This is a genomic window from Sporanaerobacter sp. PP17-6a, assembly GCF_900095615.1.
In the GTDB taxonomy this organism is placed as follows: Bacteria; Bacillota; Clostridia; order Tissierellales; family Acidilutibacteraceae; genus Acidilutibacter; species Acidilutibacter cellobiosedens.
This window is the reverse complement of sequence record NZ_FMIF01000004.1, coordinates 1-14139: the sequence shown is the minus strand read 5'-3', so window position 1 is coordinate 14139 and position 14139 is coordinate 1. Positions and strand designations below refer to the sequence as shown.

The 14139-nt window shown below is 34.0% G+C and carries 14 protein-coding genes; 4 read left to right on the top strand and 10 right to left on the bottom strand.

The window, feature by feature from the left end; translation table 11 throughout:
- Positions 1 to 41 precede the first annotated feature (41 nt).
- The 4 genes from PP176A_RS03040 to panB all read right to left on the bottom strand — a co-directional run bounded on the left by PP176A_RS03040 (position 42) and on the right by panB (position 4092).
- The gene (locus PP176A_RS03040; protein WP_071138986.1) at positions 42 to 545 is read right to left on the bottom strand and encodes a nitroreductase family protein; all 504 of its coding nucleotides are present in this window, start codon (positions 543 to 545) and stop codon (positions 42 to 44) included.
- 39 nt (positions 546 to 584) lie between these two features.
- Positions 585 to 1634, bottom strand: coding sequence for a sporulation integral membrane protein YtvI (gene ytvI, locus PP176A_RS03035; RefSeq protein WP_071138985.1), 1050 nt, complete (start codon positions 1632 to 1634; stop codon positions 585 to 587).
- Between the two features lie 310 nt (positions 1635 to 1944).
- Positions 1945 to 3117: a pyridoxal phosphate-dependent aminotransferase gene (locus PP176A_RS03030; protein ID WP_114218096.1), complete on the bottom strand. Its 1173-nt coding sequence runs from the start codon at positions 3115 to 3117 to the stop codon at positions 1945 to 1947.
- Between the two features lie 120 nt (positions 3118 to 3237).
- On the bottom strand, positions 3238 to 4092 hold the full coding sequence (gene panB / locus PP176A_RS03025) for a 3-methyl-2-oxobutanoate hydroxymethyltransferase (RefSeq protein ID WP_071138983.1): 855 nt from the start codon (positions 4090 to 4092) through the stop codon (positions 3238 to 3240).
- A 551-nt stretch (positions 4093 to 4643) separates the two neighbouring features.
- On the opposite strand from panB, the gene PP176A_RS03020 reads away from it, so the two are divergent.
- The 3 genes from PP176A_RS03020 (at position 4644) to PP176A_RS03010 (ending at position 7874) form a co-directional block, all read left to right on the top strand.
- Entirely contained in the window at positions 4644 to 5408 is a 765-nt protein-coding gene (locus PP176A_RS03020; RefSeq protein ID WP_071138982.1) for an alpha/beta hydrolase, read from the top strand.
- A 175-nt stretch (positions 5409 to 5583) separates the two neighbouring features.
- Positions 5584 to 6951, top strand: coding sequence for an alanine/glycine:cation symporter family protein (locus PP176A_RS03015; RefSeq protein WP_159429025.1), 1368 nt, complete (start codon positions 5584 to 5586; stop codon positions 6949 to 6951).
- A gap of 140 nt (positions 6952 to 7091) precedes the next feature.
- Entirely contained in the window at positions 7092 to 7874 is a 783-nt protein-coding gene (locus tag PP176A_RS03010; RefSeq protein WP_071138981.1) for an alpha/beta hydrolase family protein, read from the top strand.
- A gap of 61 nt (positions 7875 to 7935) precedes the next feature.
- On the opposite strand, the gene PP176A_RS03005 is transcribed toward PP176A_RS03010, so the two are convergent.
- The 6 genes from PP176A_RS03005 to PP176A_RS02980 form a co-directional block, all read right to left on the bottom strand.
- Positions 7936 to 8466: a cysteine hydrolase family protein gene (locus PP176A_RS03005; protein WP_071138980.1), complete on the bottom strand. Its 531-nt coding sequence runs from the start codon at positions 8464 to 8466 to the stop codon at positions 7936 to 7938.
- Positions 8467 to 8663: 197 nt separating this feature from the next.
- On the bottom strand, positions 8664 to 10271 hold the full coding sequence (locus tag PP176A_RS03000; RefSeq protein ID WP_071138979.1) for an ATP-binding cassette domain-containing protein: 1608 nt from the start codon (positions 10269 to 10271) through the stop codon (positions 8664 to 8666).
- Positions 10261 to 11877, bottom strand: coding sequence for an ATP-binding cassette domain-containing protein (locus PP176A_RS02995; RefSeq protein ID WP_071138978.1), 1617 nt, complete (start codon positions 11875 to 11877; stop codon positions 10261 to 10263). Before PP176A_RS02995 ends, PP176A_RS03000 begins: the two co-directional genes overlap by 11 nt.
- A gap of 310 nt (positions 11878 to 12187) precedes the next feature.
- Positions 12188 to 12499: a hypothetical protein gene (locus tag PP176A_RS02990; protein WP_071138977.1), complete on the bottom strand. Its 312-nt coding sequence runs from the start codon at positions 12497 to 12499 to the stop codon at positions 12188 to 12190.
- A gap of 51 nt (positions 12500 to 12550) precedes the next feature.
- A complete protein-coding gene (locus PP176A_RS02985) occupies positions 12551 to 13306 on the bottom strand; it encodes an N-acetylmuramoyl-L-alanine amidase (RefSeq protein ID WP_071138976.1) in 756 nt (251 codons plus the stop codon).
- 253 nt (positions 13307 to 13559) lie between these two features.
- Positions 13560 to 13787: a BhlA/UviB family holin-like peptide gene (locus PP176A_RS02980; protein WP_071138975.1), complete on the bottom strand. Its 228-nt coding sequence runs from the start codon at positions 13785 to 13787 to the stop codon at positions 13560 to 13562.
- A gap of 133 nt (positions 13788 to 13920) precedes the next feature.
- Between PP176A_RS02980 and PP176A_RS16710 the strand changes: the two genes are divergently transcribed.
- Entirely contained in the window at positions 13921 to 14070 is a 150-nt protein-coding gene (locus PP176A_RS16710) for a type II toxin-antitoxin system HicA family toxin (protein ID WP_373419496.1), read from the top strand.
- The last annotated feature ends 69 nt before the right edge of the window (positions 14071 to 14139 follow it).

Here is a 14139-nt window from a genome sequence, read left to right as displayed (position 1 = left end):
AGAAATTAGTCTATATTAATGAAGATCGTCCAGCAAAAATATTACCACTTTTCATAATGTACTTTTTCTCTCTTAAATCTCTCTCCTGCCATCCCCTTTTCTGCAGGATAACCTACTGCGACCACTGCAAAGGGGTTAACACCTTTTGGCAAATCTATTATCTCAGAGATGGGATTCATGAGCTCCTCTCTTGGATATACTCCGCACCAGCAGGTACCCAGCCCTATGCCATTTGCCTGAAGAAGAATATTTTGTATAGAAGCTGCCATATCCTGAGGCCAAAATACACCATTATATTTTACCTTACTTGTATCTGCACATGGTATTATGGCCAAAGATGCTTCCCTTAACATTTGAGTATAAGGATGAATCTTCATTATTCTATTCAACGTTTCTCTGTCTTTTATTACAACAAAATGCCATGGCTGCTCATTTCCTGCTGAAGGAGCATACATCGCGGCTCTTAACAATTGCTCTATTTGTTCATCTGTCACAGTCTTATTTTCATATCGCCTAATACTTCTTCTGTTAAATATTTCTTGCATAATCTTCCCTCCCATAAGAAATATTACATTCTATTTTTATTAAAATACATTGGATGCCTTTAATACTTTATAAGAAACAACAAGCATTGTTAAATAAATTAATCCCCAAAATCCATAGGCTTTTAATCCAATAAACATAATCGCCAATACTAAAACGGGATGTATCCCAAGAGAAACAGACACGATTTTGGGTTCTATCACTTGTCTGACTACACTTATTATCAAATACAATATTATAATTCCCAATGCAACAAAATATTCTTTCATAATAAAATATATGATTGCTAAAGGTATATATATTAACCCAGGCCCTAATATCGGCAAAATATCGGCTATTGCACAGACAATGCTTAAGACTAATCCATATTTGATTCTAAATATGGAAAAACCTATAAGGGTTTGCAAAAAGGTTAAAAAATAAATTAAACAATAAGATTTAACATATTTAGTAATCATGTCAATTCCTTCATGCTTAATGTTGCTCATTTTTATTTTAGCTTTCTCTGAAAAAATAGATTTTACCTTTTCATTTATTTTATCCATATCCCTTGAAAAGAAATAAGTGGAAATAATGATAACAAATAATGCTGTAATTCCCATAGGCACACGCATAGCAATGGACACTAAGCCGTTTAAGCCCTTTCCCAATATATTAAAGCCGCCTTTAACAATATTGGATATGTTTTCGCTGTTTTCTTCCACAAAGGACGGATCTATATCTTCAAAATATACACCTACTCTTGAAATAAAATCCTGTATTGGTTTTAAAATTTTATCTATATCTATTGCAGAAATATTTATCAGAAGAAGTTTTAATTCGTTTATTGCCTTAGAAAAAAATAAATATACAATTAAAAAAAATAACGAATATATTATAAGGGATGCTAAAAAAGAGGGTAGCCCTTTTTTTAATTTTAATTTGTCTCTAAAAAATCTGACTAAAGGCTGAATTAAAAAGGCTATTCCAAATGATATAAAAAAAGGAAAAGTATAAGAAATTGTTTTAACAAACAGAATAAAAATTAAAGTATATATAACTAAAAATATGCCGAAATGTTTTAATTCATTAACAAACTTTTCATTAAACATTTATCATACCACCATCTTTACAAATGTTTCCTTATTATACTTTAAATTTGAAATTAACTTTTGAACTGATTAGTAGTTATAGTTTATATGAAAAAATATTTAATGTCAACATATTCAAAAAATCAAAGTTATAGAAAAATTCTTTTCAATTGTTCTACAATCCCTATAACTAAATTAGATAAAAGCAGCATAATCCAAATCCATTATATATAAAACTTCCTTTTCAGCTAAATAAACATAAACTGAAAAGGAAGTTTTATATCTTTTAAATTTAAGTTACTGAATTTTCACCGTTTTGTCGAGTCATTAATTATATAGACTTCATTGCCTTATCTATACGCTCTAAGGCTATCTGTATGTTTTCAATTGAATTGGCGTAGGACAATCTCAGGTAACCTTCCCCCACTTCCCCGAAGCCGGTTCCTGCCAACACAGAAACCCCTGCTTCATATAATAAATAATTCTCCAGCTCTTTGCTGCTCTTTCCGGTTCCCGTGATATTAGGAAATACATAAAATGCTCCCTTAGGTTTCAGGCATTTAAATCCTTTTATGGAATTTAAGCCGTCTACTATCAGATCTCTTCTTCTCCTGAATTCTTCAATCATTTTATCTATTTCATCCTGGGGCCCCAAAAGCGCTTCAACTCCCGCCACTTGAGTAAAGGTTGCGACGCAAGCATTGCTGTTAACCATTAGCTTGCTCATCTTTTCTGCTAACTCTTCATTCATTATGCCATATCCTAACCTCCAGCCGGTCATGGCATAAGCTTTAGAAAACCCATCAACTACTATTGTCCAATCCTTCAACTCAGGTATGGAGGCTATGGATTTTACTTCGCCCGAATATACTATCCTGTCATATATTTCATCCGATAATACATATATTCCTTTCCCTTTTATTGCATTGGCAATTTCATCAATGTCATCAGGAGTCAAGACTCCTCCTGTAGGATTTGCAGGAGAATTAATCACAATAAGTTTTGTTTTATTTGTTATCTTTGATTTAAGCTCCTCTATATCCAATCTGAATCCTTTTTCTTCTTTTATCTGTATAGGAACGGGAACAGCTCCCAAAAAATAAATCAGGTTGCCGTACGTGGGATATCCGGGATCAGGATAAATAACTTCATCTCCGGGATTTACAAGGGCTAAAAATGTATAAAATATAGCGGGCTTTGCACCGGGTGTAACAACTATTTCTTTAGGGTTTGTATCTATATTTTTATGTTTTTTTACATATTTTGTAATTGCTTCTCTCAAAGGAAGATATCCTTGCGTCGTTGCATAATGGGTATATCCTAAATTCAAAGCTTCCTTCCCTTTTTCTACGATGTTTTTCGGTGTATCAAAATCAGGCTCCCCTATTTCAAAATGAATAATATTTTTCCCTTGCGCCTCCAATTCCTTCGTTTTAGCAAGAATTTCAAAGGCCGCTTCCCCTTTTAATCTTCCTGCTCTATCTGCAAATATGTTAGCTGTCATTCTCATTCACCATCCTCAATTATATTTTCCAATTTGTGCATTGTCTTTGCCTATACTAATCTGTCATTTTACCTATATAGGTAAAATGGCAGATTAATCTTATATAAAACTTTGTTTCTTTTATTGTTCAAATTCTTTGAATAAAGCCTCGAACTGCTCCTTGCTATCCTTAATATGATATACATGCTTGTCCTCCGGGAATTTCACATTTTTTACATCACTTATATATTCCTTGAAAGCTTCTGTTATAATCTCTGCAACGTTTGCATATTTCTTTACAAACTTTGGTGTAAACGCTTGGAACAACCCCAACATATCCCCACAAATAATCAACTGCCCATCACATGGAGCTCCTGCTCCTATGGAATAAACCGGTATGCTGAGTTTTTTACTTATATACTCTGTAACTTCAGGCGGAACCGCTTCTAACAATAATGCCCTTGCTCCGGCTTCTTCAATTGCCAAAGCATCTTTAATAAGCTCTCTGGCGCTGTCAATTGTTCTGCCCTGTGCTTTAAATCCTCCCAATTGTCCGGAACTTTGAGGCGTAAGACCTATATGACCGAACACGACAATCCCAGCATCGGAAATCGCTTTAATTCTACTAATAACTCTTCTTCCGCCCTCTAATTTAATTGCATCTACATTCGCTTCCTTTAAAAATCCACATGCATTATTAACTGCGTCCTCATCTGATATCTGATAAGATCCAAAAGGCATATCTCCTATAACAAATGTATTTGGTGCACCTCTTCTAACTGCTTGACAGTGAGAAATACAATCATCCATTGTAACCGGAATAGTTCCTTGATATCCTAATACAACCATACCTAAAGAATCCCCCACAAGTATCATATCAATCCCCGCTTGCTCAGCGAAAGATGCCATCGGAAAATCATAGGCAGTTACCCACGATACTTTCTCACCGTTTTTCTTCATCTGATAAAAATCTAATATTGTTTTTTTCTTACTCATATTAATTCTCCTCCTAAAATATATTATTATAACCATACGCTAAATTTAACTGAAACCCAGATTTTTCTGATATTTTATCAGTCAGTTCTACAAGAGTATTCCCCATCTTCAGCCAAGTCCTTTTTCATTCTTGAAACAAAAGATGATAGACTCGATACAATATAACCCAATTCCTCTTTGTTCTCTGCATAACCCTCCCCGCTGATTAAATAATTTTTCAGCTGTTGCTTTTCATTTTGTTTCTCCCATTTAAATAATATATAGTGTGTTCTTCTATATAGTACGCCGTATTATTATATAGTACCAAAATTATATCATGAATATAATTATTAATCAATAGGACAAATTTAAAAAATATACGAAATTTTTACAAAATTTATTTTTTTAAAACTATTGATTTTAAGAAATAAGCATGCTAATATTATATTAATATATACGTTCTATATTACAGTATGCCGTACTATGTTGTAGTATGTTTGTGCGAATTTAACGTATCCATGTATAATAATGCGATACAGCATAATTATAATCTTATATAAAGGAGAGTTGATATGGAAAAGCCGGTAGTTATCACTCATAACAATCAAAATATGATAGGAATGTTACACGAAACATCCGATAAAAAAACATCTCCTTGGATTATCATGATTCAAGGTATCGGAGACGCTAAAGCAGAAAAACATAGAATGTTTATAAAAATTGGCAGACGATTAGCAAACAAAGGAATAAATTCCTTGAGAATTGACCTCCTGGGATATGGAGACAGTGAAGGTGATTTTGAAGATATAACTGTTTCCGAAGAAATAAACCAGGTAATCACATGTATAGATTGGCTGAAACATAATAAAAACGCTAAAGATATAGGATTGCTGGGATACAGTTTAGGAGGTTGCGTGGCTGCTTGTACGGCCGCAAGAATAAAAGAAATCAAAACATTGGTATTATGGTCACCGGTTTCTAACCTATACTGGAACTTGTTAAATTATATAGGAGAAGAAGAATTTCTTAAAGGACTGGATGGGAAAACGATTTGTATACCCGACGGTGATGCGTTAAAGGGAAATTTCTTTAAAGAATTAGCCCAAATTGACCCTGTTGAAGAAATAAAAACTTATCAAAACCCTATTCTATTGATTCAGGGCACTTCCGATACAGCTATTTCTCCAATAAACGCATATAGATACAGGGAATCTTTTACTAACTTAAATAGCACGGTTCATTTTATAGAAGGAGCTGGCCACACATATGACAAACTTGAACATGAAAAACAGCTCCTTGATTCAACTGAAGAATGGTTTGCAAAAACTTTGCTGTAGCGGACATGATTCGTCGGTACAGTAATGTCTATATCAAAAATTATCCTTTCATGAGCAAACGTTTTTAATAATTATTGAAAACAAAGTTTAAAATTTACATCTTTGCCTCGGCTATAGATTTAAAAAAATATTATACTGACCTATAAATTATAAAAAATTTAGGGAGATGATGATTGTGGCATTTGAAAATTTTATTTATGCATTGGGCAACGAATTATGGAGTAAATGGGTTTTAATAGCATTATTAGGCACCGGTATAATTGTATTATTTGCTACGAGCGGCATCCAAAAATATTTAGGTTTAGCATTAAAAAAGACTTTTAAATCCTATTTTAAAGGTACAAAAGCCGAGAAAGACCAAAAAGAAGTAGCAGGAAACATATCTCCGGTAAAAGCATTATTTACGGCTTTATCGTCAAGCATTGGAGTAGGTAACGTTGTCGGAGTCGGTACAGCTATTGCCATGGGTGGTCCCGGTGCCGTACTGTGGATGTGGATTTCAGGATTATTGGGAATGGGATTAAAGTATGCGGAAGTAGTGCTTTCTCTTGTTTACAGACAACAAGATGAAAATGGAATATATCGAGGTGGTCCGATGTATGTATATAAAAACGGACTACACGCTAAGTGGGCAGGTTATATATTTGCTATTATTATATCGGTGGTATCATTAATAAGTTTAAATATGGTTCAAATAGGTTCCGCAGCAAGTTCTTTAAAAACAGCCTTCAATATTCCTCCTATAGTAACAGGAATAATTGCAACAATAATTGTGGCTCTGGTTATTTTAGGCGGATTGGATCGTTTAAGCAAAGCTGCTTATGCGTCGGTTTCCGTAATGACCACATTTTTCGTTGCAGGTGGATTGATTGTACTAATATTAAATATTACAAAGATACCTGGTGCAATTGCTCTTATATTTAAATCCGGATTAACCGGACAAGCTGCTGTCGGAGGCTTTGCAGGATCGACAATTATGGCGGCAACCAGATACGGAGTAGCAAGAGGTTTACTTGCAAACGAAGCGGGCTGCGGAAGTGCGCCTATGGCTCACTCTACAGCAAAGGCAAAACATCCCTGCGAGCAAGGACTATACGGAATATCCGAAGTATTTATCGTTTCCTATATAGTATGTACTTTTACAGCACTTGTTATATTAGTAACAGGTGTTTGGAAAACCGGCGAAGACGGGGTAACTTTAGTTGTCCATGCATTTTCTAAAAATTTGGGGTTTGTGGGTGAAGCTATAGTAGCCATAACCATTGCATCATTTGCTGTTAAAACAATTTTCGGAGGAAGCTGGTACGGGCAGACAGGTATGGCATATGTGGCAGGTACAAAAGGCATTCTGCCATACAAAATTGTAAGCTTAATATTGTGCTTTATAGGCTCACTGTTAGGGTCTGATTTCTTATTTGCACTAACCGATACTGCAAACGGTTTCGCCGTTTTAGTAAATTTGGTTTCCGTGCTCTTGTTAATAAAGGTAGTACGTGCACAAACCAAGGAATATTTTAGTCGCGAAGATGCAAAAATAGTATAGATATTAAATAACAGATAATTGAATAGAACAGTGAGGTGGAAAATTTCCACCTCCTGCCTATCGTCTTATTTCATATGACAACTATCCTGACACATAGGGTAAATATAATTTATATTAATCATCTATGAAGGAGGCATATTATGCAAGAAAGTACTTGGATTGAAAGCAGAGGATATAAAATATTAAGCATTTTAGAATATGATAAAGATGAAAATAAAGGAAAAAATTTGGTAGTTTTAATTCACGGATTTGTCGGCACAAAAATAGAACCTCATAGGATGTACAAAAAACTTTCGGAAAGATTATCAAAAATAGGATACTCCGTCGTAAGATTCGATTTTGTAGGTTCAGGGGATAGTGAAGGCGATTTCAAAAATATGACCATAAGCGGAGAAATAGAAGACGGAATAAACGTTATAGAATATTATAAAAAAGAATTCAATACAGAAAAACTATATATCTTAGGATTCAGCATGGGCGGCTGTGTAGCTTCAATATTGGCATCTAAAGTTAATAGTGACGGGCTTGTATTATGGTCACCGGTGTCTAATCCCTTTTGGAACTTCTATAATCTACTTAGCCACGATGAATTTCTCAAAGGAATTAAGGGTAATGATATAGACTATTTAGGAGATGTGGTAGGCAAAGACTTCTTCAACGAATTATTGTATATTAATCCTTTGGAATATGCCAAAAACTATAAGAATCCGGTTTTGATAATTCAAGGAAGCGGAGATTGCGACGTATTGCCGATAAATTCATACTGCTATAATATGGTATTTCCCAACAGTTCAGTTCATATAATTGAAAATGCGGACCACTGCTATTCTTCTGCAGCCTTCGAAAAGGAATTGTTAAATTGTTCTGTAGACTATTTTCTCAAAAATAAAGATAAACAAAAATGTATAGAAGCATATAATTAAAGTTATCAAAGTTACGGAGCCGGTCAGAAAACCGGCTCCGCTAACTACATATATTTCAAAATCAATCTATAATCTGAATCTGACACATCTTCATTGCATTTAAAGCATTTTGATGGCTTTCCGGAGTCACTCCCGCACAACATTTTGCATCTACCGATATTTTTACTTCCGGCAGGAATGTCTTTATTGTTAATGCATTGGAAATCACGCAAATATCGGTACAAAGTCCTATTAATTCTATTTCTTCCACTGGCTTATTTTCGTTCATTTTTACCAACTGCTGAGCCAGTTCTTTTGAACCAAATGTATTTTTGTTGTATACGGTACTTTTCGTATCTTCCATTAATTGTTTAATATCTTTTTGCAGCTCCCATCCGTATGTGCCTTCTATACAATGCTCCACGGGCAGATATTTGCCTTCCTGAGTGGATAAATAATCTTTTTTATGAGTATCTCTGGTGTATATAATATTGCCCTCGAAATCCTTTATCTTTTGAATTACATCCGGAAGAATACCCATTGCCTCTTTCGTTCCCAATGCTCCATCTATAAAGTCATTTTGCATATCAATTACAATCAATACCTTATTCATCTAACTTCCTCCCTATTTCTATACATTCCTTAATCTTGATTCTCATAGAGTTTTATTGCTTTTTTCCTCACAGTTTATATAATCATTCTTGAATTTTTTTACAGATATGATATTATGCTTATTCATATACATAGTACCATAAAAACCGATATTGCTCCAATATTTAGAATTTATTTTTTAAAGCTATAAAAAGCACTTTATTTCGAAATCATACCATTGAGGATCTCAATTTTTTTATTATAAGAATTGAAATGGGAAGACCGAATGTGACTGATAACTATAAGCCCCGAATCCTTCAGCTTCAATAAAGCACCGTCGATCCCTTCAACAATGTCAGAATCCAAATCCGCAAAGGGTTCATCGAGAACAATCAAATCGGGATCTTTTACAATCGCTCTTGCAATCCCTATTCTCCTTTTCTCCCCTCCGGAAATATTTGTTCCGTTTTCCGTAATAACAGTATTCAATCCGGCAGGCAATTCGGAAATAAACTTGTTAAGGCCCGACATTTCAATTGCCTTATTGAGCTTCTCCTGTTCACACTTAGAAAACATTGTAATATTATTTAAAACCGTATCCTCAAACAGGAAGATATCCTGAGGGACATATTGAATCCTGCCGTAATAATCATCTGTTTGAATACCCGAAATGGAATCTCCGTTAATCAGTATTTCCCCTGAATCGGGAGAAATATATCCGGTTAAGAGCTTGACTATTGTTGATTTTCCCGACCCGGAAAGCCCATAGATAAAATAGCTCAAGGAGGTATTGAAAGTATAGGTAAAATTTTTGATTATCTCCTTGCCTCCGGCATCATATTGAACATTTTTAAATTCAACGCTTTTTACTTTACCCCTAAGTTTTTTCTTTTCAGTAACATCATTTTTTACTCCGAATTTTGCGGTTATTCTCTTTAGAATCGAATACCCTCCCTTTAATCTCGGAATTGAAACTGTTACCATTACCGTAGGGGATATGATTTTGTCGGAGGAGTTCGAAATTATGATAATCGTTCCTATCGTAATCAAACCGATCTTATACATATAAAGTGACATGACAAGGAGTACTGAAAAGCTCAAAATGTATATGAGCTGATATATGGCTGATATGTATGTTAGGAATTTGTCTATTTCATAGCCCTTATCCTGAACGTTTTTATTGACGGTTTCGAAGTCGGATTTAACCCTTGAAAATAAGTTGTTATTTTTGATGATCGTATAACCTGAAAGTATTTCTTTGACGTAAGAGGTATATTGGCCAAATATCTCGCTTTTTTCACCATATTTCTCTTGAAGGAATGATGCGGTTTTTATTATATAAACGGAAATTCCGACGGATATAAACAAAATTGCAATCAGAAATCTATAATCAATCTTCATAAGAATTACAATCCCCAATACAAAATTTGAAATATGATAAATCATATCAAGAAGATTTCCGCAAAAATCTGATTCTACGGCAGCCATATCGTTTGTAAAATTGGATAAAAACTTTCCTATACCGGCTTCTTTTAAGCCGAAGGAATCAGATTCTAATATCATATTCAGATAACCGGACTTTAAGAATTTCATTGTATTTTTCTTCACATTCAGCTTGAAGTAATCAGCAGCCATGGAAATTATCAGCACCATAATCTCCAACAGGAGAAAATTTCTAACCGTCTTGAGTACCCTTGAGCTTCTGCCAATCAAAAAATCAACGGAATCCCCCATGAAAAGTAATGCTTTGTATTTAACTATATTGAGGATTAAAATAAAAATAATATAAATGACAAGGAATAAAATTATCTTTTTATTATTTTTCATCTCTATCCCTCCAATATGAAGCCGAATCCATTAGCCGTATTTTCCCATCAACAATTTGAATTACATAATCATATTTAATGTGAATATCCTTTATAAGTTTATGGGTTGCATTTATTACGGTAAAATCTCCCGACAGAATAATATCCTCTATTCTTCTTGAGTTCTCCTCATCAAGGCCTTTTGTCATTTCATCAAGGAGAATCAATTTCGGTTCTTTTATCAATTCTCTTGCCAGTGAGACCTTCTCTTTTTCCCCTCCTGATAATGTTAAATACGGATTATTGTCCGAAGTGATTTTTTCTATACCCATCAATCGGATGATTTTCTGATACAGCTCCTCACTCTCAGATTTATAGAGCTTAATGTTATTTTCAACGGTATCATTGAATAAAAAGACATCTTGGATGAGGAAGGATATGTTTTCAAAATATTTTTTGAGGCTTATTTTTCTTATATCACAGCCGTCATACTTGATTTCACCTGAAAAAGATTTATTCATACCGGATATGCACTTTAAAAATGTAGATTTCCCCGAACCGCTTTTCCCCAGAAGAAGGTATTTCTTTCCCCTTTCAATTTCAAAATCGGAGGACTGTAATATTTTTCTGCTGTCGTAAGCAAATGAAAAATCCTTGATTTCAATTTCCTTCTCAAATCTGAAATCCCTTCCGATATCATAATCATCTGCTGTTTTTTCTGAAATATATCCGTCTAAAATGTCATATGCAGCCTTCATTCTGTTGTATGAAAAACCTATTTCGGAAATTGACGAAAACATTGAAATTGAAAAGGGTAAAACTATAGACAAAAGTTTTGAACTGATTTCTAAGTCAAAATGTATTATCCCAATATAGAATATAATAATCGGAGTGACAATACTGAAAAACTCTTTGCCAATCCTTAGGATAGAATAGAGAAATTGTTGATTAAACTTGACTTTTTCATTAAGTTCCACATTCCAATTAATCCTGTCAGCATAAGCTTTCTCAACAAGATTCATCTTCAATTCCTGAAGTCCGCCTAAAAAATCGGAGAAGATTGTCATAAGCTTTGAGTTCGTTTTATTTACTCCTAACTGTAATTCTTTTGTATATTTCCTTAAGAAGAAGGTAAGGACTAAAAAAAGCATACTCGCTGAGAACAAACCCAATGCGATTTTTCTGTTATTTATAAAAATTATTCCGAATGAAAAGATATAAACAAGAATTGCCGAAATGTTTTCAAGCAGCACAGGAAAAAAATTGCTTTCAAATTGAGAAATGTCGTTAGTAAGCCTTGACAGGTATTCGGAAGTTGGATGTTCGAAATATTCTTTGTAACTCTTATGTAAAACGATTTCAAAAATTTTCTTTCGGATTTCACTTAACGCATCACGAATGAAACCGGTCCTGAAAATCCTTGAAATAAGATAAAGTATCGGATTCAAAATACTTATTGTGATTAAAATAAAAAGAACCGCCTTCAAGCTCAATTGTGAAGCAGGCGAAACAGCATAAAGTACGACGGTAAAGATCAACTGCAAAAGAATCGTAGTTACTGCGGAAAAAACAATTCCGATAAAAAATTTGATAATTCCTTTCTTGTCGCCGAATAGAATATCTCTCATATATCCATGTTCTCCCCCTTTGATTTAAACTCAAATCTGACAAGCTTAATTTTCTATCAGCATCTTCGAATACCTGTCCTCGAACTCTTCAATCAAATTATATACTAAGTTAACATCATATTCCAAGTAATATTAAATAAATTTTTTATGTTAAACCGCCTTTAATAAATTAAGAAGGCCTTTTTTGAAACCCATTTTGCGGGAAATACATTTAAGAAAATTATGATTTTCCTATGAGTTATAAAAAAAGGCCAGGAATTAATCCTGACCAGCTTTTCTCGTCTTTCAGCTATATAATTTATTTCTTATATTAAAATTTTATGTTCGACTTCACTCTTGTCTTTTCTGATTTCGGATCTGTTATAATCTCATAGGTTCCCATAGACGATACAGAAATAATGACAGCATTTATTATTGTCAGAACAACTCCTTGAATCCCCTGTCCCGTTCTTGCAAATACAAAGGCAAGTACAAGGGCAATCAAGAAAGTATAAAGTCTTACAAAAGCATCTCCAAATTTATTTTTGATTATTGATTTTGAGAACTGAACTATTAAAGTTACCGCCGCTACCAGACCGGCAAAGGTCCCCAAAGTCTCTAAAGTCATAAAATCATTATACATATTTATTTCCCTCCTGCAATCTAAAACATAGGCTCTTAATCAGCACTCATTTTATGATACTACTATAGCATCATAGCCTTTACTTCTTAACTCTGCTGCTAAATTATCCGCATTTTCTCTTATGCTAAATGCCCCCACCTGTACTTTATATAATCCTCCCACATAAACTACTATAGCATCGTATCCTTTTTCCTGAAGCTCAGCGGCAAGATTATCTGCATTTGATTTTATTGCAAAAGCCCCTGCCTGCACTTTATAAAGAGTCGTTCCTCTGTAGGGTATTCCCAAATTTTTCAGTATACCCTTTGCTATGGCTAATGCCAATTCATCCTGTCTGTTTTTTAATATATTGGCATCCTGAGAGTTTGTTATAAACGCTGTTTCTATCAGAGCCGCCGGCATATTTGTCAGCCTTAGAACCGCAAAATTGGCCGTTTTCATCCCTCTGTCCACAGTATATACCCCTTCCGAAATTATACTGTCGTGTACATCTTTCGATAATTTTCCCCCTGAAGTACTCCCAGGATAGCTGTAAGTTTCCATTCCCTTAGCCGAAGAATCCGTAAAAGCATTGCAGTGAATCGAAACAAATACATTTGCTCCAAAGTTGTTTGCCAGTGAAGCTCTGTCCTCTAATTCCACGAATATATCTGTAGTTCTTGAGTAACCTACATTTACATCATGATTCTTTAATATATCGCCTATTTTTAACGTCACCGGCAGTGTTATATTTTTTTCTTGTATTCCGTTTCCTCCTGCCCCAGGATCTCTGCCTCCGTGACCTGCATCCAAAAATACTTTCGCCATAATAAATCCCCCTTTTTTATTTCAGGATTATTTTACCCTGCAATATATAAATAGATATTAAAATTAAATTTTACTATCCTTAATTTAAAATTTTTTTATAAAACATAAGAAAATTTTGCATTAATAAAAGCTTAACCTTAAATAAATTTCAACAAGGCTTTCTTAACGTATTTTGCTTTAATAGAAGCCCTCTCGATTTATAGTCAATATAGATTAATTTAATCAAAAATTATAGAATTCCTTTAGTTTTCCTTTATTTATTTTTTAATTCATCCTTTATACAGGTAACATCATTTTGAATATCTTCCACTATTCCGAATTTCTGAGATAATTCCTTTATAATATCCAGATTTTCCTTTATGGTCTCCTGATACTTGCTCTCCCTCTTTTTACTGTCATACAGTACATATAAAAAGAGAAACACAAATAACGCAGACCAAATACCGTTGCCTGCTGCCAATTTGAAAAGCTGCTGTTCCAATCTGCCGCCTCCAAAATTAATTTAAATAATTTATAAATTCTTCTTTACATACGTGTTAATACGTGTTCTAATATTTATAGAGAGTGAGGGAAGATAATAAAAACAAGTGAATTGTTAAAACTACTTAAAAGTAATGGAATTCGTCTTTACCGTCATGGGAAAAAGCATGATATTTATTTATTATAGCCCCATAACTAATAAGACCTTCCCTGTGCCAAGGCATAACACTGAAGTTGCCGGCGGCACTCTCAAAAGCATTTTAAAAGATGCAGGGTTGAAATAATCCTGCATCTAAATGAAAATAATACACTTAAGGAGGTGTATCATATGTCTAAATATTTATTTCCGGCAG